Genomic DNA, 26,439 nt, shown 5'->3' on the forward strand with positions numbered 1-26,439 from the left:
TCGTTTGAAGCACTTGACATGTTACCATCAGGTAACCTATTATAAAAATATAAAAAGTGACCTTATAGTCACATAATAACACATACCTCAATAATTTGAAAATGAAAGGTGATGTTACAAATGAAAGTAACCTTAATCGCAGGCAGCAATCGAGCAAATGCAAGCAGCACCCTTCTTCTCCGTTACGTTCAAACTCTTTTGGAAGCCAAGGAAGTAACTGTCCGCTTCATTGATTTAGCGGAGCTGCAACTGCCTCTTTTTTCACCCGATAACTGGGATTTCCATCCCAATGTGAAGCTACTGCTGGAAGCAGTTGTAGATAGTGACGGCTTGCTCCTTGCTACGCCCGAATACCATGGCTCCATATCAGGAACGCTCAAAAACGCCCTCGACTATATAACCGGTAACCAGGTTGCAGGCAAGGCCGTTCTATCTGTAAGTTCCGCTGGCGGTCCACTCGGAGTAAGCTCCCTCACGCATTTGCAGACGATTGTAAGGAATTTGCATGGGATTAATTGTTCTGACTGGATTTCGGTCGGATATGGATCGAACACATTGGGTCCCGATGGCGCTCCATTAGATGAGAAAATGAGAGACCGAGTTCGAGATGCAGTCAACAGTTTCGCGAATCTGACCTGTAGGCTTACAGCGGCAGGGGCAGTTGCGGCTGCAAACTAACAGCACTAATCTTTTTTTTCATCAATAGGTTACCTTTTGGTAACATTATACTACTAACAAACAATCGAATAGGAGATGTTTACCATGAAAACGATGGAACAAAAAAATGTAGAAGCCGTGACAGCCTTTATCTCGGACATTGCGAATCAGCAGCTGTTGGAAAAGACGAATCAATTCTTTGCCCCGCAAATCGCGGAGGCCTTTACGGATCGGCAATTTATCGTGGATGAAATCCTGGCACAAGAGGAGAAGGTCATCGCTAGAATCTTAATAACGGCTGTGCATGCTGGTCATTTTGCAGGAAATGCACCTACAGGCAAAAGCGTGAAGCTAACACTTTTCCGCGAATTTCGCGTAGTTGATGGGATCATCGTGGAACACCGCGGGTGGTTCGATACGGGTACACTTTTGCCTCAAATCAAGGCTCAATAATGATCGAGTAACTAATAATCAACACATAAGGAGATGTTTAGAAATGACAACAATGGCACAAAACAATGTAGAGATGGTACATCAATTTATCGATACATTTTGGAACAAGAATGACTTAGACGCTGTGGATCGATTTCTGTCCGACGATTATCAAGAGCTCTCCTACCAATCCAAGGAAGGACTAGTTGCATTCGCAGGAACGATCTTGGCGGCATTTCCGGATAAACGCTACACAGTGGAAGAGATCATCGGTCAAGGGGATAAGGTGCTCGTGAGAATGACAGTGAAAGGGACACATCAGGGCCTATTCTTTGGAACCGCGCCGACGGGCCATACGATTGATGTCACACTCTACCGTCAATATCGTGTTGTGGATGGCAAGATCAACGAGCATCGAGGTTGGATCGATATGGTGACCATGTGGAGTCAAATTCGGGGCAACCAATTGCCGATGGATTGTCCGATACAACGGTACACATAATTAATGTGATTAATGAACAACTAAGAGGTAATTCGAATTAACTTTTGAAGCTCCTGCCCCGTCAATAGCTGCAGTTTCATACATCTCCTAAGGGTTATCTGCCTGGCCTGCGCGTTAGCCATTGCCATGGATCTTAGCTTAGGCGTGGACATAACGGTGACGATTGTTTCTTTTGAACGATTGCTTCATTGGGTACTTTCTGCTGCTGATTAATATAAGTAAACCCGCCCCTCCCAATCCAAGAGGGGATGGCGGGTTTTTCTATTTGATCAATGTATCAGAAAACACAACGACTCTAACCCCCAAGGTAAAAATCGTGCACATCTGGGCAGGTATTGGCTACCAAAATATTATCTTTCTTGCCTTATTTGGATCGCTTGCGCATCATTCTCATACCGACAAATACACAACAGCACACAAGCAAACATCCAACAACAAGCATGGTTGTCGTAGACATCGTAGTCCCTCCTTTCTCTCACATCCTTCATCGCGTTTGTTATGTTATCTAACTTAATTTTGCCTATAAATAGTTTGATATCTAACTAAATAGTCAAAAAAACCTTTCAAACCAACCAGCACCCTAGTGCTGATCTAATCCTGAAAGTTACGGTCTACGCGCTTCATCCATTGCAACATGAGGGCAATCTCCTGATCGGAAAATCCTTGTCGAATCATCTGCTCGCCTTCTTCCACAATAGCCAAACAAGCAAGTTTAATCGATGAACCCTTCTCGGTAACATAAATGCGGTTAATTCGTGTATCCACCTTGTCTTGTACTCGACGTATCAGATTCTTCTCTTCAAGATTGCGAAGCAGGAAAGTCATGGAGGCTGGTTGAATGCCAAGAATTTGAACCATATCTTTCTGGGTAAGGCCTTCTTGTTCCCACAGAATAATGAGAACACCTAATTGTGAATTGGTGACACCCTGCTCCTCTAACCGCTGGTCCAGATAGTTGCAAGCGTTCCGATAGTTCTTTTTCAGCCAAAATCCAATGGATCCATGCAGAGTAGTGTTCATCGTGTTCTCCCTTTTTCAAACCTCATCGTAAGTTATATAGTCATTATATTCGATCACCTCGCTTTTGAACATTATTGCTGTTGCGCTCACTTAGAGATGACCTCTAGACTGTTTCCACTTCTTGCTCCAATACATGATCCAGCCCGCAGTATAACATATCATGCAGCCAAAGAATCTGGGTTTCAGCAAGGTACTTCGCGTATGGATTGGGCACGATTTCATGGCCCTTCCCTCCCCTCCAATTTATTTAGATATCTAAGTATATAGTAGGTAACGAATTAATTTTTGTCAATATTAACCAAAGAAGTGTTTCAAATTTACCTCCCTCGTTTATATATGTTTTATAAAGTTCAAATACATATTACAGATTGGGAGAGTGGTACACTATGAAATTACTCAAAACTAAAATGGCTTTGCTTCTTGCAACTTCGTGTTTAATGGTTCCAAGCGTCATGAGCGCTGCAACAGAGACTGTGGATGCACCAACCTACACGTATATGAATGGCTCTATTTACACCCTAGTTCAGGATACTTATGTTCCTGGCCGTTATTTAATTAATGAAGACACTGTAGCAGTCTATATCCCTGGAGGGATAGGCATCATTGCGGTCGATAAGGATACTGTATTACCTTGGGGTTCCAAATACTTAGATTAGAATAATCCAAGTTGCAAAAAAGCATCGAGCCTCAGCTCGATGCTTTTTTACTTCCATTCATGTAGTAAGCCAGCCTGTATCCTCAAAATTAGAGACCACCTCCTCAGCGGAGATGGTCTCTGTAGGTGGTGCTTGAAGCTATATGCCCAACGCGGCCAGCAATTTGTAAATCATAGCAGCTGCTTCGCCTCTCGTTGTTGTTTGGCCCGCACGGAAAGCGCCATCCTCGTACCCATTCAGGATGCCCGCAGATAGAGCCTTATCGATCGATGGTTTCGCCCAGGACGGAATGTCCGAAGCATCTTCCAGGATCGGTGCTTTGCTTGTCAGACCTGCTGTACCGTTTCCGTAGATCTGCAAAGCTCTTGCCGTCATCACAGCTGCTTCCGCCCGCGTCACGGTGTGCTCGCCTTTGAAGCTAGTCGTGCCGGCTTCCTCGTAACCTTGAATCAGGCCCGCTTCGACTGCGGCTACGATGTGCGGCTTCGCCCAAGACGGGATATCCGCTTCATCCGAGAAGTTCGTGTCGCGGGAAGCTGCTTCAACCAACCATATCCTTCGCACGATACACATTACCCAATGTGCCGGTTCCCATCGCATAATAGTAGCCGTTATACTTCTCGATCGTTCCATCGTAGAGAGTTGCCTTCTTGCCTAGCTCCGAACCAGAATCGACACGGAACATGTTATCGATTGGCTCGAGAGCGAAGGTATTGACAGTGACTTTACTACTCGCCGTTAAACCTCCGTCCTCGCTTCTAGCTATAATGGTCGCGATGCCCGGTCCCACGGCGTTCACTCTGCCGCTCGCATCGACCGTTGCCACGGATGGATCGGAAGACGACCAGATGACGTTAAGATTCGATGCGTTCTTAGGCACAATCGCAGTTGACAACAGATGCATCCCGTACACCGCTAGCGTGACATTAGGGTGATTCAAAGATATCCCTCCAATCGGTATACCCTTGACTGCGACAACTGCAGAAGCTGTCCGGCCCCCGTCCTCTGTCGTTACAGTGATCGTTGCCGTTCCCGGCTGAAGCGCCGTAACGACTCCTGAATCGCTAACCGCTGCGATAGACGGCTTATCGGAAGCCCAGCTTACCTTCTGATTTGTTGCATTCGTCGGGGTAAACATCGGTGATACGACCTGCGTCGTTCCCACTACCAGTTCCAAGTCTGCTGGCGTAAGACTTACCCCCTCAACCGGGATCTGCTCGACGGTCACGACACTTGATGCCGTATATTCCCCATCGACAGTCTTCACGGTGATTGTCGCTGTTCCTACTGCCCCCCCCAGTACGACCGCCTTCAGTCCCCCACTCGGCGTAACCGTAGCGACGGATTCATCACTGGTGGTCCAAATCACATTTGCATTCGTCGCATGCTTCGGAAGTACCGTTGCAACAAGCTCTTGTGAGAGTCCCTTCCCCAGCGTGACTGCATTCCGATCCAGCAGGACGCTTTGTGCAGGGACCGCGCCTACGATGGGTTCGGCGATAGCATTGTATAAGCGGACATCGTCGATAACCCCTTTGAAGTAGGCTCCCGTCGCTGCTCCCTCGAAAGCGTCAACGGCGAATCTTGCTCCGAGCGCCCCCTCGTTAGCTGCTGCGGAAACTTTGTCAAAAGGCGTTCCCGTTTCTTTGGCCAATTGTCCGTCAAGGAACAGCTTGAATGTGCTGTTGCCGAAAGAGACAGCTACGTGATGCCATACATCCGTACCAGTCAGTTCTGTGGAAAGAATGAGCCGTTTGACCTCAGGCTTGTTATTCACAACAGCAGCCTCGAGCTTCCCTCCGTTAATTTGGATCGCAAGCCCGGCCCCATTGCCCCCGCGCTCGAACAATACCTGTCTGGTGTTCAAATCTTCCGGCTTGAACCACATTGCTGCGGTAAATGCGGCAAACTCATCCCGCAAGAAAGGCATTGTATTCGTATTGAGCTGAATGGTACTTGTCGATCCATTGAAGGAGAAGGCTCCCCCATCAACACCGCCATCCGGCAGCCAAGTTCCGATAGCGCTTACAGAATGATGCCCGTTACCCGTGGAATCCGCTGCAACTTGCTTGCTGTTATAACTGAATGGCGCATCCAGCTTGTACCAAGCCCCTAAAGGCACTAGATCGTCGAGCGGCATGGAGATCCGCAACGGAAGGACGGTTACAACGCTTGCAGCCGTATAATTTCCATCCTCCGTTGTCACGGTAACGGTCGCACTGCCCGCTTTTTTACCTTCGATAGCCGCTAGTCCTGAACCATAAACCGCGATCGTCACGACGGATTCATCGCTGGAAGTCCACGTGACATTGCGGTTCGTCGCGAACGACGGCTGGGGAGAAGCGGCAAGATACACAGATTCGCCGACCGTCGTGGTCAGTCGCGCCTTGTTCAAGCTTACCCCGGTCACTTCGATTGAAGGCGCAACCGCTCTGTTGTACAAACGCACATTATCGATCATCCCGTTGAACCAAGCCCCGGTCTTGTCATCTCCACCGAATGCGTAGACTGCGAATTTTGCGCCGATGGCAGCTTCGTTAAGTGCGCTATTCACTTTAATAAACGACGTAGTCGTCGTGGCCGCGACCTTACCATCCAGGTACAGTGTGAACGTGCCGTTGTCGAAAGAAATCATCACATGGTGCCAAGAAGTAGTATCTGTAAAATCAACAGACACGGTTCCCCGCACACCACCGCTCACTACCGCGGCCTCCAACTTGTTCGCGTTCAGTTGGATTGCCATACCGGACGCATTGCCTCCGCGTTCGTACAACACCTGCAGCTTTTGCGTATCGTTAGCTTTAAACCATAACGATGCAGAATGCTCGGTGAAGGCATCTTTCAGATACGATCCTGCCGGCGTCGACCCCACATTCAGTTGAATCAGATCGCTGACGCCATTAAACGATAAAGCCCCGTCATATACACCGCCCTCCTCGGCCCAAGTGCCTGTTGCACTGATGGAATGTTGACCCTTACTGGAGGAATCCTCTGCCACCGTTTTGCCGCTAAGTTCAAAAGGCGAATCCAGCTTATACCATGCCAACAATCCGGGCTCCTCGCTTCTCTCCAAAGCATTAGCCTTACCCCCCGGAATGGCGCTGCATATGAGCGCTATGATGAGGATGAATGCGAAAAACTGCCGTAAACTCTTGATCAAATTCCCTATCCCCCCAAATATTCGTATTTCCCATGAAAGAAAGCGCTTTCTATCCAGTTTTTTATTATAGTGTAGGATTTCGCCCGGTGGATTCCACTAATATGACATTCCATTCCAAATTTTTGACTTCTTCACAACCTTCATTGCTTTCCATGTTAGTAAGGATAACGAAAGTGTATTCAATCATGCTCCTAGTATTCTAGTGTTGTCGCTTCTACTCGCTACTCTACTTTCTGCCTGTACCATCATTAGTTTAATGTTATAATTATCTATAGGTAATCTAAAATACATATAGTGAGGCGGTAGTTCGCATGGAATCAGTTAATCAAACAATAACGGTAGAAACCACGGTACATGCACCAGCTGAAAAAGTGTGGGAATTTTGGACAGAACCTCAGCATATTACGAAATGGTCTTTTGCTTCAGATGATTGGCATGCACCAAATGCCGAAAATGATTTAAGGGTAGGCGGCAAATTTCTTACAAGATTGGAAGCAAAGGATGGAAGCTTTGGATTTGACCTTGGCGGCGTTTATGATGAAGTGAGAACTAATGAATTTATTTCTTACACCATGGGCGATGGAAGAAAAGTTCAAATCACTTTTATTCGTCAAGAAAACGATACTAAGGTAATTGAAGTTTTTGATGCAGAAACCACCCATTCCATTGAGATGCAACAAGCAGGCTGGCAGGCGTTCCTAGATAATTTTAAAAAGTATAGTGAAATTTCTAAGTAAGATTAGATTTAATCATACCTATTGAAATAGTAAAAAAACCTTCCATTTGGAAGGTTTTTTCATGCTAAGAAAATTAATGGCATTAAACTGTCCATTTACTTCAACATACTAGAGATCGTCTAACTGCAATGCAGAAGCATCAAATCACAAAGCTCCAGCATCTCGTGCTGTATAAAACGAGGGGTAGATTGGACGATAGTTTAACTCATCCCTAATGCGAGTAGTATTGACGATCATGTCCCATGGATTGAAAGGCTGCTGTGCGGCCTCTGCCTCTAACCGTTCGGACTGATGATGAAGCTGAAACAGCTCTGCTACGGTAATCGGCGAATCATCAGCGACATTATAGATGCCGCCGTCAATACTTGGGCTGGTAGCAGCAAGAAGTAAGGCTTGGCTTACATCTGCATGATGAATCATATGAAGTCGTTTAGCGGGATGCCATTTACTCATCATCGGCAAGAATTCGGTAATATGAGGATCACCTTCTCCATAGACAAAAGCAAGTCGTACAATGCGAAGTCCAAGTCCTTTCTCCCGTTGCAGCTTGCGCAAAGCTTCTTCAGCTATTTTTTTGGTCTGAGGATAAGGGTGCGCAGGTTGCAAAGGGTCATTCTCTCGGCTCGGTCCGCTGGTATTCCCAGTGCCATATACGAGATTCGTACTGGCAAACACAAACCTTGGAACATGCACCTTCAAAGCAGCCTCCGCTAAAGAGATGCTTGCATCGATATTTGACTTTCGCGCAGTTGATTCATCGACACCACGAAATTGCGCCGCGAGATGTACAACAACATCTATACCTCTAAGCGCGGAAGAAAAGCTTTCCGGCTGCAAAAGATCACCCTCAATGACGTTGACACCTTGCTGCTTCAGCATACCCGCCTTCGTCGCGTCCCGTACCAACACGCTAACGTTATGACCGCGCTGCAGTAAGCGTGGTACAAAGCGGCTTCCTACTTTCCCTGTTGCTCCTGTTACAAAAATATTCATAGTATTCGAATACCCCCTTAGTTTTGTTGGTGCTATACTTACAGTATTGCAGATACTACAATCATAAGCCTTCCTGCGTTTATCGTAGGTTTGGCAGTGTCAGGATAAGGGGAATCAACTATGGGAGAGATTTCTTTTAGCTTATCGCTTGGCGAATTTTTGCGGGCACGCCGAGAGCGTCTTACTCCGGAAGAAGTGGGGTTACCTTCATTTGGACGGCGTCGTACACCTGGACTGCGACGTGAAGAAGTGGCCCATCTTGCTAATATAGGCACTTCCTGGTATACCTCCTTAGAGCAGGGCCGAGAGGTGAACCCTTCGGTTCAGGTGCTTGATAGCATAGCAGACGCACTGAAACTATCCGTCGATGAGCGGCGTCATCTTCATATGCTGGCAAGGATAGCTGAAGTCGAAGAAGAGGAACCTGCTACCAAGGTAAACATGGGTATGGAGCGAATGTTGCTGGCGCTTGAACCGAATCCTGCTTTTATTTTGGGACGAAACTGGGATATGCTGATGTGGAATCAGGCTGCACGAATTGTGTTTCGCCTGCCGGCGACTGATGTGGAATTAGAGCAACGACCTAATTGGTTGCGTAGGTTTTTGACAGCATCGTCACTTCAGACGAATAATCCGGATTGGGAAGCCAAAGCGCAGGTCATGATTGCTCATTTTCGTGCAGATTACGCGCATTTCCCGCAAGACGAACGGTTCCATGAACTGATAGAGGAGTTTATGCAGAATAGCGAGGTTTTCCGTGCGTATTGGCCGCTTCATGACGTTCAAATAGCTGCTGACTGTCACAAACGATGGTTGGATCCTTCCATTGGCGAGATGGAGTTTGAGCTTGTAACCTTAGAAACACCTCATAGCCCCTATATGAAAGTAATGATTTATACGGCTTCGGCTGATACTGCCGAGCGGTTAAACCATCTATTGAAAACTTAAAGCAAAGAGACTACCGAAGCGTAACCTTCGGTAGTCTCTTCTTTTTAAAATAGTATCATCAACCCGTAACCGCACACGGTGAGCGAGCGTCCCTCAGTCTAGTGCGAACTCAGCTTGCAGGAAAGCTAGAATTGACTGAATGGAGCGTTTCTGCGCGTCCGACATGATTCCATAGCTGAAGCCGTGCTTCACGCCCGGCAGAGCTACCACCTCCGCACGTGATCCCGCCTCAATCAGCTTCTCGGCAAAAGCGCGCACTTCCTCCAAAGGGGTCGTCTGATCATCATCACCTTGCATAATGATGAATGGCGGCGCACCTTCCGATATCCGATCAATCGGCGATCCCTCGCGATACAGCTCGGGAGCGTCCGATTCGGGGATAGCCATAAACTTCAAGACGAACTCCCTATCGACATGCAGCGTCGTCACTGGACAATAGAGGGCTACTGCGTTCGGACGTGTATCCATCATAACCAACGCTGCCGTCCGCCCAAGCCTGTCGTCCGGCTGAATCAGTGCCAGCATGGCGGCCAAGTAGCCGCCGGCCGACGATCCGGCTGATGCTATCTTCGCCGGATTGAAGCCTAATTCGTCCGCGTGGATGCGCATATACTGCATCGCCAGCCTCGCGTCCTCCAGGGCGGCGGGATACGGCTTCTCTGTACTCAGCCGATACTTCATCGATGCACATACGAAGCCGCGCTCCGCGAACCAAGCTGCAACATCGCGGAACTGCCCCTTGTCTCCTTTGGCCCATCCGCCGCCATGAATGAACAGAATAGCAGCGCCATTCTTATTCTCTTCCGGCAGGAACAAATCCAAAACACGCGTCTCTGGCATCTCTGTGCAATAACTAACATCATAGTGTACTTGCATAACCTTTCACCTCAGATCAACTTATTGCATGTAGTATAACTCCTTCAGCTAACACCGTCACATTAGCATCCCAGAAGACGAGCTTGAACTATTCCATTTCCACGCACATGGACAACTGCTTAAGTAGATCTGGATACGTTTTCAAATTGATTTCGACGCCAACCGCCCTGCTTCCTTCCCGGATAAAAACGTTCAGCATATCCCCAAGTGGGAGCCGTCCCCAGGACGTCTGCCTTTTTGTTGATCTTATTTTTCTGAAAAGGAATACACAGATTTGGCTGAAAAAGTTTGCGTAAACGATCCCCCTAAGAGTGTCACATCTGTCATGTTAGTAAGGTTATCCGTTGCACTGGTCTTGAGCTTGGACGCTGCGGTTGAGGATGTACTGAACCCACTCACGGTAGCTGTGATATCGGATGATGAGGTGTTGATGACGACGAGCTGCGCTTTGCTGGTTGAGTTGATTTTCGTTGCCACAACTAATAAGGACGGATTGCTGGAGGCCGTTTGAATGCGAACATAACCAGGTCTCATCACACGGCTGAAATTGCCCATTGCGTATAGAACCTTACTCGTTGCATACGTGCCTCCGCTCGTATCCAGATTGATCAACTGTTGCGCCAAGCTCTCATTGCTGCCAACACTCCACCAATACAAGAACCCTTTGGCCGCGTTCGAACCCCCTGTGGTCAGAGCACGATGAATTCGAACTGCAAGATCGATCGCTTGTTGGTTATCATAGGTCACATTACCAGGATTCCAGAGATTATTCGTCTCATCTTTGAAATTGTACTCTGTCATTAGTTTTGGCTTTGTTTCCGCATAAAGCGTACTATTGTCATTGCCATAATTATGATAGGCTACATAGTCCACAAGGCTCTTGTTCGTTGGCATATTGTTCAGGAAATTCATTGCCACATTCTCCGATGTTGCCTCAGGAGACGTTAATTTAACCTGTGACCTAATCCCTTTACTGGTCAGAGCGCTATCAACGTTACCGATGATACTGTCCATTTCTGCGTTGTAATACCGTGCAGTCGCCCATAGTGGATTCTCATAATCAGGTTCATTTTGAATGCTTAACCACTTGACGTTGTAGCCGAAATCACCGCGATATTTCTGGACCCACCTCGCTACATAGTTGGCATAATCTGTATAGCGAGCAGGGAGCAAATGGCCGCCCTTCACTGTAGCTGTGTCTTTCATCCACGAAGGAGGACTCCATGGAACGGCATAGAACTGCATAGCACTATAACGCGACAACGCCTGGTCTGCGAACCACCGTTGGTGCGAATCCGTGCTCCAGTCTTCTGTACAATTGTTCCATCCGCAATAGGAAATCTCAATGCCCGATGGGTCTTCACTTAGCTTGAAGGGATTGATTTCCCACCGAATCATCGTAAGTCCAGCATTAGAGCCGCTGTTGAGAAACAGTTTATCCAGAATAGCACCTTGATTCACCGTGCTCATATTGTGCTGCAAGTCGTACACGGGCTTATTCGCCGCTGCTCCAAAACCATCGATCGCTTGGTATGTCGTCCCTTTCGTAAGGGTAATCGTATCGGCCGCTGCGGCAATCGGGACGTTAATCGGTAAGCAGGTGAAACCTATCACAACAGTAAACAGCATCATCACTACCTTGATCGATACACTCGAACGGTTCGTGTTCAATTGCATACCACTCCTCACCTATTAGTGCTCCCTCGGCCGCGCGTACCGCTGAAGACAACGTAATTGTAAGCGGATTCAAACATTGTCGTCTATAGTCATATCTCGACTTTCATCAGAAACAGGCCGCAATCACGACACCATAGTCGGATTACAGCCTGTCTATTTCATTTATTCAATGTCCAGCTTATTCGATAGCGAAAGCGGCATGCTTTCGTTCAGGAGATCCCATGAACCAACTACGAAAGCATGAACGTGATAGCCCAAATTCTCGGGGTCCGCTACATCGAAATGTCCGACTACACGATTTCCCGCCCCAATTTCACTTTCCATCGCGACATAGGCAACAGGTGTTGTGCCTTTGAGCAGTTGGAAAAAGACCACTTCCGTTCCCGAATGATCAGGTGCACCTGCAGTACGGTTAACAAGTACACTCGCGTGAAGACCATGACTTCTGTTCAATTGACCTTCTATTGAAAAAGGTAATGGCGTATCAACCGGCGGTACGACAACGACGTCATCTGTCAATTCAGTCACCAGAAAATCGTCGATTCTAGCTGCTTGGTTGGCGACACGGATACCCGCTTTCCCTTGCGTTAGTGGGGGTGGATTCGAGGAAAACAAAGCACCATTATCGATTTCATCGAAAATGAGGTTATCGTCGACATAGCCCTTGATATGGTCGCCATCTACGACCAGCCTCAATTGATACCAATTCCCAGCGATGTAGGGATACGGAATTTTCTTGCTGTCCAACTCTTTCAAGCTGCCATTTACCATCCGGCCCAAAGCTACATAGCCCGTACTGCCGCCGGCTAACCCATTGGTACCATTATGAATACGCAGCATATAGAAGTTCTTCGCATCATCGGAAGCCCGCGCGATCACACCTGGCAGTGACGTTCCGACCTGCGCTTTGACCCTTGCCCGTACATCGTAATTCGTCCATGCGCTTTGGCCTACGGTGAAGGCCGTACTCGTCGTCGTATATTTCTCAAGCACCTTGCCTTGCTCCTCATCCACGACCCGCAAATGCGAGGAGGCAGCATTCGGTGTAGCCCCATTGTTCCACCCGACAGAAAGATCCGAATTGTAGCTGCCATTTTCAAAATCCTCTTGGTATAGCACCGCCCCTGTCGGCGCTGCGGCATTTGCTACCAAATTCAGCGTGTATACCATTGTTGTACCGGCTTCCGAGGTAACCGTCACCATCGCGGTACCCGTTCCATTCACCATAACGCCATCTGAGATCTGCGCTGTTGCCACATTGCTCGCAGTAGGTACAGCCTCGACGACTTTGACATAATTCGTCCTGGAAGGTACGTGAATCGAATAATTCGTTTGCCCTGGGATGAGTGCAATACTCATGGCTGGCAGCTTCTGACCTGGCGCTGTCAGTGGATCGGTCACCATGGACAGCCTCAAGCTGCTTAGCGTCGCATCGGAGCTCGCCTGCTTCAACCTAAGCGAATAATAATTCGCGCCATTCCCTTCACTGGATAGGGCAGCCATCGTGTAGATTTTCTCTTGCCCTACCGCATCAAACGTCACTTGCCCAGAAGCTGGCGAGACGGAGATGCTGCCTGTTCCATAGGCTGAACCTGTGACCGTCACCGTACTTGTCGAAGATGGCACAAGCACCGTGTAGCTGTTGATTTTAGGATCAAATCCGTTGATCGTCACGCCATCTACTTTGATACTGCCAAGCATCGGTACGATCGGATATACCCGCACATCATCAAAGCTCGCTAAAGCGTCATGACTGCGTAAGCCAAATTTGCCACTCGCACGGCTTGTATCTGTCGTTTCAATTACAAGTTGACCATCCACATAGCCTTTCAATGTCGTACCGATCGTTTCCAAATTGAGCTTATACCATTTCGACGAATCAATCGCTGTCGGCAAATCAACCGTCGCAAGAACCGTCGTCGTTCCGTTGATGCGTTTTTCCAGAATAGCTTGATTGGTCGTACTCGTTCTCATTAATTTAAAATAATACTGATTATTATAGGTACCCGCTCTTGCCAGCAACCCCATCTGTACTTGACCCGTGTAGCTGCTATTCGCCACTTTAACACGGGCTTCGACCCCATAGTCCTTTAAGTCTTCCCCAAGGATGGCAAAACTCGGTGTCGTGCCGTACGTATTTTCCGGAATCGCGTAAGTGTTGTTCGTCACGCTGTCAGTTGCGAATGTCCATGGCGTAGAGGCGCTGCTATACCCTATCATCGTCCAAGCGGAAGTATCCCGATCGGCGACCGATTCGAACCCATTTTTGTACATTCCATCTGCAAATAATTTCACTTCATTGATCGATAGCGGGCCATCGTACGTGGAGCCTGTTACCGTTAATTTGACGTAACGTGCTTTCCCCGTGAACCATGCCAAGCTATTTCCTAGAGGCGGCACGTAGGCCGGGTTCGAACTGAATGTCATATCCGAGGCTAGTGTAAAGTTGACGCCGTCTAGGCTGGTCTCGATTTTAAAGGTATATCCTCTTGAAGCGCTATTCGTCCAATCGATGCCCATCCCCGCAAGCTGGTAGGACTTGCCTAGATCGACAGTCACTGTTTGCGGATACGTGTTGGTGGCAGAGACGGCTGCAGTCGTATCATGGCCATCCACAAGGTTGGCCCCGCCTGTCATGCCGGGTGATAACGTCACTGTTTTACCTGCGGACACGATATTTTTGATGCTCGGATCCACGGCTTCCAGCTCGATAAGCATGACCGCGTTTTTCTCCAGCGTTTGGCTTAGCACGATCGTGTCGGTGAGATTGACGATCCCTTCATCGACCATTTGCAGGTCATCTATCTTGTTATAGGCATGATTACTATGGGACTCATCAACAAGCAGCTTTTTGTAGCGCACGCTTTTTCCTTGGAAGCCCGCTGGTAAATTTTTCACGCTAATATCCACATTGGCGGATGCTGCGCCGTCACCTTGCTTGTTCCAAACCATCATCGTAGCCTTCGTATCGCTATTCTTTGTAGCTAACATCCGTATACCATAGATGTCCGTGCTGCCGCCGGTAGCTTTTACGCGCATATCTCCCAACTGAGCAAGCATGCGCATTGTGTTGAAATAAGGTGTGAAAAAGGTATGACCGAGCACCTCGTAATATTTCAGCTTATCGCTCGTCCCAATGAGTTGGAACGTGTTGATGTCCGTGTTCCCCCATTTGATATCCACTCTTGCGATCGCTGGCGCATTCGCGCCTAAGTCAAACTTCAACCACGTCCAATAGTCGGATTGCGTAAATTGTGTTGCATCGTCATTGTCTGTTACAGCTGCAATACTGGGATCATTGATTACATTCGGTATCTGAATCGGATTATTACTGCTGTCAAAGAAGCGAATCTCTTTGATTTTCATCGGCTTCGAAGTCGAAGCGGACTCACGCCAACCGCGTAAGTTCAAATACTGCAAGGATCTCGGATCACTATTGGTAAAAGATTGCCAATTCGTTGTATCCCCGTTACTTAACGCGTAGTCGACATCGAATTGGTTTTTGAAATACGCGTTGAGCGTATGCACCGCCACCCAGTTCATCGGAATGTCGGTGCCTCCACGCGCATAGAAATAGGCCGAATCGGTCATGAAAGCCGCTTGTTTGGCAAGGCCAACATTGTTCGTCGCATCGCTTAAGCCTCCGCCGCCTTTCCAACCGTATTCACTCACGATGGTGGTGGCATTCGGATAAAACTGATGCAGATAGGTCTTCATCTGAATTTCCTGCGTCTCATTCATTCGCACATCCTCTTGATAGCGATGCCACGAAACGAAATCCACTTGGTACCCATTGGCATAGGCGATATCAACGAACTGCTTCTGCTTGTCAAAATTATAGCCAGATAAAACGGGTCCACCAACCTTAACGGATTGGCCAGTTAATCCTTGTGTGTTGACCCATTTCACAGCTTCCGACATGCCTTGATACATGCGCATATAACCGGGAATATCTTCCTTGGTATGTCCATAAAATGCTGGCTCCAAGTTCGGTTCGTTGCCGACCTCGATGTATTCTAGCTCTGGATTTTTTTCCTTCAGGGTATAAATAATTTTCTTCATCGCCTTATCAAATTCAATCCAATTCATCGTGGTTTCACCCGCGATCAAACGGTTCTTCTCCGGATTCGCATCGCCGCCATAGGAATAAGCTAGGGAGATAAGGAGGGAATCGGAGAATTGGGACATGAAATCATACGTTTCTTTGCGTGCGCTCAGCAAATCTGGATTCGTCGCATTCCGCGCATCGTCGATGGAGTAGGCTAGGTAGTCACTGTTCGCACTATCTTTATTGTAATACCAGTTGATTTTGACAAAATCCCGTACGACCTTCGTCTTAATCCCTTTCAATTCATCCACGACATGAACAGGCAAAGGGGTGTAATTCGTATTGTTAAATTGCTCCGTTCGCACGAGCGGCCCTTCCGAGACGGCATAGTCCGCCTCCATATTCACGCTCGCTGCATGCACAGATTGCGGGGCAAAGCTAACGGCAGCTGAAGTGAGCATGAGGGCTGCGGTCAGCGCAGCATAATGCTTTTTCAATAATCCCATCCTACATACCTCCCGATCTATGATAAATCCGGTACAACATAACGGCTGTTTCCGCTCTGCTCGTACTAGCCAACGGTTGCAGCAAACCATCGCTGCCTTCGATGATCCCTTGCTGAATCAGCGCTTGGATGCTCTCCGCAGCATAGCTCGCTACATCAGCTGCGTCCTTGAACGCGGCCAAATTGGCGCCAGATCTGGCAGGCGTAAGCTTACCAGCGATGGTCAGCGCTCTCGCCGTCAACGTCATCATTTCCTGCCTGGAAATGGTTTGGTTCGGCTTGAACTGGTTATCTCCAAAGCCTTGTGTAATGCCAAGCGTTCTTGCTGTCTGTACCGCATCATGAAAATAATCGCTGGCGTTTACATCTGCGAAGCTTTCCCCAGCCGGCGCCGTCATTCCTAGCGTCCGCACAAGAAGGAGGACAAAGTCAGCCCGTTTGATCGAGGTCGCCGGAGAAAACGCCTGCTCCGAAGTTCCTGCTATGATCCCTTTGGCAGCTAGAGCCTCTATCTGCTTCTGAGCCCATGGGAATTTGGCGATATCTCCAAATGTCTTCGTCACATAGACGACGGCATATTGGCTAAAATGTGTGGTGCTAAACGTCACCATCCCTGATCTCTCGTCGTATTTGCCGCTCGTTACAGGTACGGGTATTCCCTTCTCATTGAGATACCAAACCGTGATGTTATCAGGTTGATTCCGCTCCGTTAATGTAGGTTGGTACGGGATCGACACGCTGACTGGTGTATGGTCATTAGCCCAGGGCACTGGTTGACCGTCAAGCTTCACATGGATGTCCACAATGGGCCGATTGCCAATTGCAGCCTTCGCTTGCTCCGACAAGCCATCTGCCTCGACATGACGCAATGTGATGGACACACTCGCTGTCCCTGCCATATCCTCTTGCGTAAACATGTTGCTCGGCAAAGTTAACGAGCCGAACTCGGTTTGAAGCGTCAGCTGTCGTACCATGCCTCCTGCGGTAAAGGCAGCAGCTGGAAGGGTCGTTTCATAGGCGAATGCCCCTTCGACTTTCTGCACGTCCAGCGTCAGCATGGATGAAGCAGCGCCCTGCACGTTCGCGAAGGCTTGGTCTAGCGCTTCCAGTGTCACAGCCACTTTCGCTAATCCCGCTGCGTCAGGCTTGCCCACAGCTTGAAGCGCTAGCTCGCCGATTCCGTCAGGCTTTGCCGGAGTATCCGTATCTGTCCCTGGGTCTGTCCCCGGATCTGTCCCTGGGTCTGTCCCCGGATCTGGATCACCGCCCCCGCTTGCAACGACGACGAACGTTGCCTCACTCACATCGCTCCCGGAACCAACCTTCACCGTATAGCTCCCAAGTGGTGCATCCGTCGGCAATGTGAAGGTCTTCCCCGCGAGCAGCTCCGCCTTCGTCAGTTGGTCCATTTCCAACAGCGTTTGACTGGGTCGCAGAACCTGAACGATGACCTCCTGCAAGCTCGTTGTTCCTTGTATCGTCAACGATTCACCCTGCTTTTTCTGTCCAATCGCAGCAAGGCTCGTTGACGACTCAGCTGCATCGACAATGTTTGCCGTGAAGAGCAACACTATTAGCACTAACATGCTTGTTAATCGTTTTATCAACACCTTTATTACCTCCTGTTCCTATTGAAATAGTCAGATATAATACAAGGAAGCGCTTACTAAAACGCGAGTGAGTCCTTATTGGGACTTCTCACTGAGTTTCTCATAGCAGCAACTACCTAAACTAGATCTCTTTTGTGTCCCCAGACTGGTTAGCTCTAGGAAATTAACTGGTTTTCCTACATTTATTTTTGCTCAAAATTACCCGTTTGGCGATATCGCCTTTAAATAACGGGAGGAAATCCAGTTAATTTTGGAAATCACGGCATTTCGCTTGAATTACATGCAGAAAATCCAGTTATTCATCGGCTACGCCGTCCTTCGGGGACAGATTCGATCTCATTTCTCTGGTTTACCCCGATACTGTCCGGGGGTTATGCCTTCCATTTTGCGGAAATAGCGAATGAAATTCGCCGGATTGTTGTATTTGAGCTTCTCAGCGATATCCGTGACCGTCATATTCGTCTCACGCAGCCACCGTTTGGCAATATCGAGACGATATTGAGCCAAATACTCGGCAAAGTTAATCCCCGTCTCCTGACGGAACACCCGAGAGATGTACTGCGGGTGATAATTAATGCGTGCAGCGCATTTTTCCAAGGTCAAATCCGTATCAAATGCTTCCTCAATCAGTCGCTTCACTTCATCCGAAATCGTGCGGAATTGCGTGTCTCTCCGCTCTTCCAGCAAGCCGATGCTAGGCTCTACAATATGCTCGTAGAACCAAGCTTCGATCTCCCGGGCAGCATGAAGGTGCAGCAACTCGTCGAACAAGGAACGTTCCTTCTGATTCAGCGCATATAACGAGATGCCGGAATCTTGCAGCAGACGGATCAAATCCACCAACAGACGCACGAGTGAAAGCTGATAATCGTTATGATTATCGACGGATTTGGAAGCATTCTCGATGAATATCCCTAACGCTTCATGCGCACGCGTCTTATCTGATGACTGAATCGCATCGATTAATTGCGCTGCCGCTTCCTTCGGATATTGACTCTCCTTGCCTTTCTTAGGCTGCACGTCTTCAATGAACAATGCCGCCTCCCTCCCGAGCTGCACGCGATATTTCAGCGCCACCACGCATTCCGCGTAGCCTTGCTCCGCATCCATCCAATGCGTAAAGCTCCGGCTGATGCCTACACTCGCTTCTACAGACAGGTAGCCTTTTACCGCTTCCTGAATGGTTACAGCCATATCGAACACTTTATCCTTGAAGGTTTCCTCAGAGCCTGTCTGCGTTCCAGCAATCAATAGCACCGCATCTTGAAAAACGATCGGAGCCAACCGCTCATGACTTGGCACTAGTTCCGAGACGATATTGCTGATAGCGAAGAGCAATAAATCACGGTCCTTCTCATCAAACCGACTTTCCGCTAAATCATCGATTTGGAAAAGCAGCACGCGCATTTTATCCCACTCCAACGTATAGCCATAATACTGGAGTCGCTCTTGAATCTCCGATGACTTCGCTTCACCCGTGAGCATTTTGCGAACGAGCAGCTCAGTCATATGCTCCTGCTGGCCTTCCAACTGAAATTGCATACGCGTTTGATTGGACAAAAGCGATTGAATGCCTTCGCTGATCACGCCTAATTCGTCCTTCGCTTCACGGGACGTTTTGGCATCCGCAAGTGAGCGATAAATGCTCCTTACGGGTCTATACACGCTGCGTGTACCGAGTACCGCAATGATAACGGACGTACATAACGCGATGACACTGACCCACAAGGATGTCCAGGCAATGCTTTTGGCCCGCTTCGTCATCTCGCTGATCGGGAGCACAGACACGTAAGTCCAACCATTGTAGGCTGATTTACGATAGGAAATGGACATATCCTCATCTTGAACTTTGGACTTGAACAGCCCCGTTGGCTCGCTAGATTCCGCAATGTGACGAATGAATGCCTCTTGCGACATATCCTTCCCGATCCATGTTCGGTCCTGATGAGCCACAAGCTTGTTCATTTCATCCACGATGTACATTTGCCCCATGTTGTCGTCTTCTAAATCGATCAGGTTGTTCGTTTCCTTCCCTGACAACAGCACTGCCATCATTCCTTGAGGCTTCAAGGAGTTGATCGGCCACTTTTTCACATTCATGATCGTATAGTTATTGCTCACGACCGAAGATTCCGCATCATAGCGTTCAGATAAATCCATGCTGACCCATTTGGAGCCAGCCTGCATCGTGGCGAACCCGCCCAGCAAATCCTTCATTTTCACATGACTATATTCATTAAAACCTGAATTGCTAATTAACCAGTCGTTCTCCAGGCTATACAGGAAGACGTCCTTGATCCCAAGCTCGAAAGTCTGTATGCCCAAAAGGTTATCATAGAGATCGTTGATAAGTTCCGAATCCGTGATGGTAAGCCGCTTGCCAATCGCACTCGTCATCAGCGGGGTATTCAACAATTGCGATGCCGTGTAATCGATCGTCTTCAACGTTTGCTCGACGCGCAACTGCGTTTGACGCAAGATCTGTGCGTTGCTTTCGTTTACTTTTTCCAGAACGGTATGAGAGGAATATGTATAGGAATACCACCCCAAGATGAGAACTGGAAAAGCCCCCACAACGAGTGTCAGCACGATTAATTTGCGTAAATAAGTATGTGTCTTCATGCCCCGGTTGTCTCCTTCAGCAGGCTAGTCTTGGTTACTGTCAATTCCTCTAGTATAACAAATAGGATCTGTGTCATGGGGAAAAACACAGACCCTGACAGCGGGGCACAAGACTTTTATTATTTCTTGGCCGATTTGTTATATTCGGCTGTGTACTCTTCGATCACCTTGCTGCCGCCATTTTGCTTCCATTGTTCCACGACTTTGTTCCAGCCACTCTCATCCAATGCCCCCATAATAAATTTCGTTCTCGCGTCCTCGATCAATTTATCCAGTTCCTTACCTTTCTCACTAGCCGTGTCCGAAATTAACGCATTTATTGGATTCTCAATCGCGATTTTCGCATTTTCTTTCCAAACATTGTCCCGTTGGTGCACAAGTTCAGGACCGAACGTTGTCACTTGATCTCTCAATACAGCAAGCTGGGAAGAATCGCCCATCCCGTATTCTACGAGTAATTTAGGATCTGCTGTTTTCTTATATTCACCGTTTTCAACCGTGTATTGACGGCCTTCAATTCCGTTATAGAGCATATTCTGCATGTCTTTATCGGATAATTTATCGAAATAGTTCAAAATCGCCTTCAGCTCAGTTTCCGTTTTTACAGACGTCTTAGGAATCATGAAAATCCCGTAAGATCCAGTTCCCGCGATACTGCGAAGTCCTTTAGGGCCTTCCAATGCACCAATGATCGTAACTTTAGCTTTCGGATCTACTTTCTTCGCTTGCTCTTCAATGCCGTTCGCATCATTCAAGTTCGCAACCCAAGCTCCAGCTGTTCCTTTGTTCATTACTTGGCGGCCGTCTTTGACCACAGCGAAATCGAGGTTGATCAGCTTCTCATCATACAGCTTTTTGTAGAACTTCATCGTTTCCAAATACGCCGGTGACAGGTGAGCCGGGCTCATCTTGCCATCTTTTAATTCCCAGTCTGCGGGTCCGCCATGCCAAGCCAACATGTCTCTCCAACCCGCTGGCGTTTGCTGCTCGACGAGACCGACCGTATCGTTTTTACCATTTTTATCGGGATCATTATTCGTAAAAGCTTTCAGTACATTGTAAAACTCATCAATCGTCTTCGGTACCTGTAAGCCAAGATTATCTAGCCAATCTTTACGAAGGGTAACACCATCTCTCGCCAAATCGCGCTCCCGATAAATCCCGTATACTTTCCCGTCGATTGAAATCGCCTTCAAGGCAATCGGGTTCATGCGGCTCAGGTTTTTGTAATCCTTCAGGTAAGGACCAAGCTCCCAGAACATGCCAGAACGGACGGAATTCACAATGAAAGGTACCTTCTGATTCAAAACAGTAATGACACTCGGCAGCTCGCCTGAGGCAACCGTTGCGCTTAATTTATCCGAATAGGTCGCAGATGGCACCCAATTCAACTTCAGTTCTGTGTTCGTCACGCTTTGAATTTTCTTGAAAATCTCACCGTCAGTTGCCATCGGCTCCGGATTGAAGCTCGGCATCATGATCGACATTTTATAAGGAGCTGCCGGCTTCGCGGCTTCCGTTGTTGCGGACGGCTTCGCGCTTCCATCAGCGCTTACCGCTTCCTTACTTGCTCCTCCACAACCTGCAGCAACCCCAGCAGTCAGTGTTAGAAGAGAAGCTAATGCGATGGACTTACTCATTGTCGGATGTAACATTTTTTTCATGATAAACGTCCTCCCTTTTTATATGATACATCTATCGAGAAACTGTGGAAACAGTTTACCCTTTAACGGAACCCAGCAATACGCCCTTGGCGAAATGCTTTTGTAGAAACGGATACACAATCAGGATCGGCAATGTGGAAATCACGATAACTGCCATCTTCACACTTTGCTCAGGCGGTTGTACGAAATCAGCTGCGAGTGAAGTCGAATCCCCTAGCCCACCGCCATCTGACATGATGACAATCTGTCTGAGCAGCACCTGAATCGGCCATTTGGTGGAGTCATTGATATAGAGTACGGCACTGAAAAAAGTGTTCCAATGGCCCACCGCATAAAACAGCGAGAACGTAGCAATGGCCGGCAGCGAAAGCGGTATGACGATGCGGAACAAAATCCCCGGATCAGAGCAGCCATCGATCTTGGCAGATTCCTCCAAGCCGTCGGGCAGCTGCTGAAAGAAATTTCGCATAATAATGAGATTAAACGCGCTTATCGCGCCGGGAATCAACAAAGACCAATACGTATCAATCATGCCCAGCTGCTTAATCACCAGAAACGTCGGAATCATACCGCCGCTAAACAACATGGTGAAAATCACAGCGATCTGAATCGGTTTGCGGTAATCCAAGTCCTTCCGCGCCAGCGGGTAGGCCATCAGACACGTCATCATGATATTAATGAACGTACCTGCAATCGTAATGAAAATCGTAACGCCCATGCTGCGCATCAACGTTCCGGTGGAGAAGATGTACTCATAGGCACTTATCGAGAATTCCGTTGGGAACAAGATAAAGCCTCTCTGCAGTAATTCCTTTTGGGTCGCAAACGAGCCCGCAACGATATAAATAAAAGGGATCAATGTCACTATCGCAAACACAACTAACAATGTGATATTGACGCCATCGAACAATCTGCTGCTAAACGAACGATCTTTAACCATGGGATAGCCTCCGTTCCATCACGTTACACGACACCTTCCTCGCCCATTCGCTTGGCGATAAAGTTCGAAGCTGCCACAAGCACCAGTCCAACAATTGATTTGAACAAGCCCACTGCCGTGCTATAGCTATACTGTCCTTCCGAAATCCCTGTCGAATACACATAGGTGTCGAACACCTCGCCAACCTCGCGATTCATCGCATTCAGCATGAGCCAAATTTGCTCAAAGCCGGTGTCCAGAAAATGCCCAAGCCGCAGGATGAGCAGAATCACAATCGTGGAGCGAATAGCTGGAAACGTCACATGCATCATTTGTTGCATGCGGTTCGCACCATCAATGCGAGCAGCCTCATACTGCTGTGGGTCCACACCTGACAACGCAGCTAGGAAAATGATCGTTCCCCAACCTGTTTCCTTCCAGATCACCTCTGCTGTGATAAACGTTCGGAACCAGTCAGCGCTGAGCAAGAAGTTAATCTTGTCACCGCCAAGCGACTTAATCCCCTCGTTCACCAGTCCGCCTTCGGTTGTGAAGAATAAGTAGACAATCGATACGATGACGACCCAGGACATGAAATGCGGGATGTACACCACGGTTTGAATCGTTCTTTTAAACAACTCAACACGAAGTTCATTCAGCATCAGCGCGATAATAATGGGTAATGGGAAAAAGAACACAATATTATAGATCGCTAATATGAAGGTGTTGCTGAGCAGCCGCCAGAACAGCGGGTCTCCAAAGAACCGATCAAAGTGCTTCATCCCCACCCATTGGCTGTCCCAGAAACCGAGGAACGGCTGATAATTCTTGAAAGCGATGAGAACGCCGTACATAGGTACGTACTTAAAAATGAGAAAATACAAGATGCCAGGGAGCAGCATCAGATACAGCCATCGGTTACGCAGCATGCGTTTCATATGTTGCTTACGATGTATCCCTCTCGCGGATGTCGCGGACGCCTTCGTCGCGGCTACGGCTGATTCCGTGTGCATAACTGCACTTCCTTTCCTATCAGACTGAAGTGGTGATGTTCATATTCGAACACGTTGATTGCTACCTCTGCATCATAGGAAACATGCGCTATTGCCGTCCATAGTCATTCCTGCACGTGTTTCATTCGAACGTGAAAAGCCTGTCGTACCAAGGGTTTGCGTCACGTTATAGTCATCATCCAACACCGCATAGTCATTGTTATACTCGGGGATGGAGGGTACAGCAAAAAGCTCTATCCGCTCGGCTTTATGCCTGTGAATAGAGCTTTACAACCAAAAGAGGAGTTCCGCCGCGAAGCTGAACTCCCCCCTATTTATTAACGTGATACCTCTAACGATTTCTTGCCACTTAGACCAAGAATCCGAGTAGTTGACGAATGAATCTCATCAATAAGCTCTGGATGTTTCAGAAGTGACACACCGTAACTCGGAATCATTTCTTTTATTTTCGGTTCCCATTCCTTGATATGTTCAGGGAAACATTTCGTCATTAACTCCAGCATGACTGAAACCGCGGTAGAAGCCCCAGGCGAAGCGCCGAGCAAAGCTGCTAATGAACCGTCAGCTGAACTAATCACTTCCGTACCGAACTGAAGCGTTCCTTTGCCAGCAGCCGTGTCTTTAATAACTTGTACACGTTGACCCGCTACAACTAACTCCCAATCTTCTGTTTTGGCACTTGGGATAAACTCCCGCAGCTCTTCCATACGCTTTTCTTTGGACAACATGACTTGCTCGATCAGGTATTTCGTCAAAGACATGTTCTTGGCACCTGCCGACAACATCGTCACGAGATTATTCGGTTTAACCGAAGTGACCAAATCGAACATAGAGCCGGTTTTCAGGAACTTAGGCGAGAACCCGGCGAATGGACCAAATAATAACGACTTTTTATTATCGATAAATCGTGTATCCAGATGCGGAACTGACATCGGCGGTGCGCCAAGTTTCGCTTTGCCATATACTTTGGCATGATGCTGTGCGACGACAGCTGGATTATTACATACCATGAATATGCCGCTTACCGGGAATCCCCCGATATTTCTACCTTCCGGAATACCGGATTTTTGCAGCAGATGCAGGCTTCCGCCACCACCGCCAATGAAGACGAATTTAGCTGTATGGCGTTCAACACTGCCACTGTTGATATTGCGTATTTTCAGTTCCCATGAGCCATCGCTAGTACGTCTCAAGTTATCCACGCTGTGTTTGTATTTAATATCAACGTTCTTCGTCTTTAAGTGATTGAATAGTATACGCGTTAAAGCGCCAAAGTTTACATCCGTACCGGTGTCAATTTTGGTTGCTGCGATCGGTTCATTGGATGGACGATCCTTAATAATCAGCGGAATCCATTCCATTAACTTCTTAGGATCATCGGAAAATTCCATCCCTTGAAACAGGGAGTTGTTGGACATCGCTTCATAACGTTTCTTCAAAAACGATACATTTTGTTTGCCTAGGACCATACTCATATGAGGCAATGGCATAATGAAGTCTTGCGGATTACGGATTAGGTTGCTATTTACAAGATAGGACCAAAACTGCATGGAATGCTGAAATTGTTCATTAATTTGAATTGCTTTACTAATATCTACAGATCCGTCAGGTTTCTCGGAAGTGTAATTAAGCTCGCACAGTGCCGCATGCCCTGTACCCGCATTATTCCATTCGTTAGAGCTTTCCTCTCCAGCATTTTCGAGCTTCTCAAAGACTTTAATTTCCCAGTCCGGTACTAATTCTTTCAGCAGTGTCCCTAAGGTCGCACTCATGATTCCTGCACCAATTAAGATGACGTCTGTTTTCGTTTCTCTGTTGCTCATTTTAACCATCCTTATACCCTGAAATTTGCAGAAAAGACGCACCTGCTTAAGCGGTACAGCAAGCCAGGTCGCAGCCTAGACACACACCTTTTCTGTATCATTAATAAGCCAATCGATACAATATTTATTACTATTATATGATAGTTATAAGCACTACGACAAGAAGTGAGACGAAGAAGTCGTGTCGATAAAACGAATAACTACTAAGAAAGACCTGCAGCTTGTAGCTGTAGGTCCATTGATGATTAATTGCATCACATATTACGCAGTCGAATGACGATTTCTATTATTTTTCATGCTCGGAAGGTCCTCAAACCAAACTTCGCGCAATTCATTATAAACGAAACCGTGCCCTTCAGCAATACACTTTGCCCCATTGGCATAAAATGACTTCCTCCCCCATGTCAATCTCCATCTATATCCTGCTCCTCCTGCCTGGAATCCATCCATCGTTTTCCTCTACTGTTACGGTTCTAGACATCTAAGATGAGTCGTTGCTTTGCACCTTGGCAAACAATTGATTACTATGATTACATGAAGGTAATGTAAATGGTCATACATTGTAGTTGTAAGGCTG

At 47.7% G+C, this 26,439-nt stretch carries 19 protein-coding genes; 6 read left to right on the forward strand and 13 right to left on the reverse strand.

Annotation, left to right across the window (positions count from 1 at the left end):
- Positions 1–120 precede the first annotated feature (120 nt).
- The 3 genes from ASG89_RS34405 to ASG89_RS34415 all read left to right on the forward strand — a co-directional run bounded on the left by ASG89_RS34405 (position 121) and on the right by ASG89_RS34415 (position 1,591).
- Positions 121–678 carry an NADPH-dependent FMN reductase gene (locus ASG89_RS34405; RefSeq protein WP_057315846.1) on the forward strand — a complete coding sequence of 186 codons (558 nt, stop codon included), beginning with the start codon at positions 121–123 and terminating at the stop codon, positions 676–678.
- A gap of 84 nt (positions 679–762) precedes the next feature.
- A complete protein-coding gene (locus ASG89_RS34410; protein WP_057315847.1) occupies positions 763–1,110 on the forward strand; it encodes an ester cyclase in 348 nt (115 codons plus the stop codon).
- Positions 1,111–1,153: 43 nt separating this feature from the next.
- Entirely contained in the window at positions 1,154–1,591 is a 438-nt protein-coding gene (locus tag ASG89_RS34415; protein ID WP_057315848.1) for an ester cyclase, read from the forward strand.
- Positions 1,592–2,182: 591 nt separating this feature from the next.
- Here ASG89_RS34415 and ASG89_RS34420 read toward each other — a convergent pair.
- Complete coding sequence (locus ASG89_RS34420; protein ID WP_057315849.1) at positions 2,183–2,611, reverse strand: MarR family winged helix-turn-helix transcriptional regulator; 429 nt, start codon at positions 2,609–2,611, stop codon at positions 2,183–2,185.
- A 386-nt stretch (positions 2,612–2,997) separates the two neighbouring features.
- Here ASG89_RS34420 and ASG89_RS34425 point away from each other — a divergent pair, with 386 nt between their 5' ends.
- Entirely contained in the window at positions 2,998–3,267 is a 270-nt protein-coding gene (locus ASG89_RS34425; RefSeq protein ID WP_057315850.1) for a hypothetical protein, read from the forward strand.
- A 138-nt stretch (positions 3,268–3,405) separates the two neighbouring features.
- Here ASG89_RS34425 and ASG89_RS34430 read toward each other — a convergent pair whose 3' ends face one another.
- The gene (locus tag ASG89_RS34430; RefSeq protein WP_162259759.1) at positions 3,406–3,831 is read right to left on the reverse strand and encodes an S-layer homology domain-containing protein; all 426 of its coding nucleotides are present in this window, start codon (positions 3,829–3,831) and stop codon (positions 3,406–3,408) included.
- The gene (locus ASG89_RS34435) at positions 3,809–6,427 is read right to left on the reverse strand and encodes an Ig-like domain-containing protein (RefSeq protein ID WP_057315852.1); all 2,619 of its coding nucleotides are present in this window, start codon (positions 6,425–6,427) and stop codon (positions 3,809–3,811) included. The genes ASG89_RS34430 and ASG89_RS34435 overlap by 23 nt, the downstream gene beginning before the upstream one ends.
- Before the next feature lie 311 nt (positions 6,428–6,738).
- On the opposite strand from ASG89_RS34435, the gene ASG89_RS34440 reads away from it, so the two are divergent.
- Entirely contained in the window at positions 6,739–7,164 is a 426-nt protein-coding gene (locus ASG89_RS34440) for an SRPBCC family protein (RefSeq protein ID WP_057315853.1), read from the forward strand.
- 144 nt (positions 7,165–7,308) lie between these two features.
- On the opposite strand, the gene ASG89_RS34445 is transcribed toward ASG89_RS34440, so the two are convergent.
- Complete coding sequence (locus ASG89_RS34445; protein WP_057315854.1) at positions 7,309–8,157, reverse strand: NAD-dependent epimerase/dehydratase family protein; 849 nt, start codon at positions 8,155–8,157, stop codon at positions 7,309–7,311.
- Between the two features lie 120 nt (positions 8,158–8,277).
- Here ASG89_RS34445 and ASG89_RS34450 point away from each other — a divergent pair, with 120 nt between their 5' ends.
- Positions 8,278–9,105, forward strand: coding sequence for a helix-turn-helix transcriptional regulator (locus ASG89_RS34450; RefSeq protein WP_057315855.1), 828 nt, complete (start codon positions 8,278–8,280; stop codon positions 9,103–9,105).
- A gap of 93 nt (positions 9,106–9,198) precedes the next feature.
- Here ASG89_RS34450 and ASG89_RS34455 read toward each other — a convergent pair whose 3' ends face one another.
- From ASG89_RS34455 to ASG89_RS34495, 9 genes are all read right to left on the reverse strand, one after another.
- Entirely contained in the window at positions 9,199–9,981 is a 783-nt protein-coding gene (locus ASG89_RS34455; protein WP_057315856.1) for an alpha/beta hydrolase, read from the reverse strand.
- 246 nt (positions 9,982–10,227) lie between these two features.
- Positions 10,228–11,658 carry a hypothetical protein gene (locus ASG89_RS34460; protein ID WP_057315857.1) on the reverse strand — a complete coding sequence of 477 codons (1,431 nt, stop codon included), beginning with the start codon at positions 11,656–11,658 and terminating at the stop codon, positions 10,228–10,230.
- Between the two features lie 162 nt (positions 11,659–11,820).
- Entirely contained in the window at positions 11,821–16,212 is a 4,392-nt protein-coding gene (locus ASG89_RS34465; protein ID WP_057315858.1) for a family 16 glycoside hydrolase, read from the reverse strand.
- A gap of 1 nt (position 16,213) precedes the next feature.
- Entirely contained in the window at positions 16,214–17,821 is a 1,608-nt protein-coding gene (locus tag ASG89_RS34470) for an S-layer homology domain-containing protein (protein WP_057315859.1), read from the reverse strand.
- Between the two features lie 336 nt (positions 17,822–18,157).
- The gene (locus tag ASG89_RS34475; RefSeq protein WP_057315860.1) at positions 18,158–20,443 is read right to left on the reverse strand and encodes a helix-turn-helix domain-containing protein; all 2,286 of its coding nucleotides are present in this window, start codon (positions 20,441–20,443) and stop codon (positions 18,158–18,160) included.
- Between the two features lie 119 nt (positions 20,444–20,562).
- On the reverse strand, positions 20,563–22,107 hold the full coding sequence (locus ASG89_RS34480) for an extracellular solute-binding protein (RefSeq protein ID WP_057315861.1): 1,545 nt from the start codon (positions 22,105–22,107) through the stop codon (positions 20,563–20,565).
- 55 nt (positions 22,108–22,162) lie between these two features.
- Positions 22,163–23,047: a carbohydrate ABC transporter permease gene (locus tag ASG89_RS34485; RefSeq protein WP_057315862.1), complete on the reverse strand. Its 885-nt coding sequence runs from the start codon at positions 23,045–23,047 to the stop codon at positions 22,163–22,165.
- A gap of 23 nt (positions 23,048–23,070) precedes the next feature.
- Complete coding sequence (locus ASG89_RS34490; protein WP_235550041.1) at positions 23,071–23,964, reverse strand: ABC transporter permease; 894 nt, start codon at positions 23,962–23,964, stop codon at positions 23,071–23,073.
- A gap of 392 nt (positions 23,965–24,356) precedes the next feature.
- Positions 24,357–25,871, reverse strand: a complete 1,515-nt coding sequence (locus ASG89_RS34495; protein WP_082593777.1) for a malate:quinone oxidoreductase — start codon at positions 25,869–25,871, stop codon at positions 24,357–24,359.
- Positions 25,872–26,439: the final 568 nt, after the last annotated feature.

The organism is Paenibacillus sp. Soil766, from assembly GCF_001428105.1.
Taxonomy (GTDB): Bacteria; Bacillota; Bacilli; order Paenibacillales; family NBRC-103111; genus Paenibacillus_E.

Excerpts from the sequence above, each read along its gene's own strand:
- ASG89_RS34490 (WP_235550041.1), bottom strand. The coding sequence starts at position 23,964 with ATGAAACGCATGCTGCGTAACCGATGGCTGTATCTGATGCTGCTCCCT.
- ASG89_RS34475 (WP_057315860.1), bottom strand. The coding sequence starts at position 20,443 with ATGAAGACACATACTTATTTACGCAAATTAATCGTGCTGACACTCGTT.
- ASG89_RS34480 (WP_057315861.1), bottom strand. The coding sequence starts at position 22,107 with ATGAAAAAAATGTTACATCCGACAATGAGTAAGTCCATCGCATTAGCT.
- ASG89_RS34425 (WP_057315850.1), top strand. The coding sequence starts at position 2,998 with ATGAAATTACTCAAAACTAAAATGGCTTTGCTTCTTGCAACTTCGTGT.
- ASG89_RS34415 (WP_057315848.1), top strand. The coding sequence starts at position 1,154 with ATGACAACAATGGCACAAAACAATGTAGAGATGGTACATCAATTTATC.
- ASG89_RS34485 (WP_057315862.1), bottom strand. The coding sequence starts at position 23,047 with ATGGTTAAAGATCGTTCGTTTAGCAGCAGATTGTTCGATGGCGTCAAT.
- ASG89_RS34440 (WP_057315853.1), top strand. The coding sequence starts at position 6,739 with ATGGAATCAGTTAATCAAACAATAACGGTAGAAACCACGGTACATGCA.
- ASG89_RS34465 (WP_057315858.1), bottom strand. The coding sequence starts at position 16,212 with ATGGGATTATTGAAAAAGCATTATGCTGCGCTGACCGCAGCCCTCATG.
- ASG89_RS34460 (WP_057315857.1), bottom strand. The coding sequence starts at position 11,658 with ATGCAATTGAACACGAACCGTTCGAGTGTATCGATCAAGGTAGTGATG.
- ASG89_RS34405 (WP_057315846.1), top strand. The coding sequence starts at position 121 with ATGAAAGTAACCTTAATCGCAGGCAGCAATCGAGCAAATGCAAGCAGC.
- ASG89_RS34420 (WP_057315849.1), bottom strand. The coding sequence starts at position 2,611 with ATGAACACTACTCTGCATGGATCCATTGGATTTTGGCTGAAAAAGAAC.
- ASG89_RS34450 (WP_057315855.1), top strand. The coding sequence starts at position 8,278 with ATGGGAGAGATTTCTTTTAGCTTATCGCTTGGCGAATTTTTGCGGGCA.
- ASG89_RS34445 (WP_057315854.1), bottom strand. The coding sequence starts at position 8,157 with ATGAATATTTTTGTAACAGGAGCAACAGGGAAAGTAGGAAGCCGCTTT.
- ASG89_RS34495 (WP_082593777.1), bottom strand. The coding sequence starts at position 25,871 with ATGGTTAAAATGAGCAACAGAGAAACGAAAACAGACGTCATCTTAATT.
- ASG89_RS34410 (WP_057315847.1), top strand. The coding sequence starts at position 763 with ATGAAAACGATGGAACAAAAAAATGTAGAAGCCGTGACAGCCTTTATC.
- ASG89_RS34455 (WP_057315856.1), bottom strand. The coding sequence starts at position 9,981 with ATGCAAGTACACTATGATGTTAGTTATTGCACAGAGATGCCAGAGACG.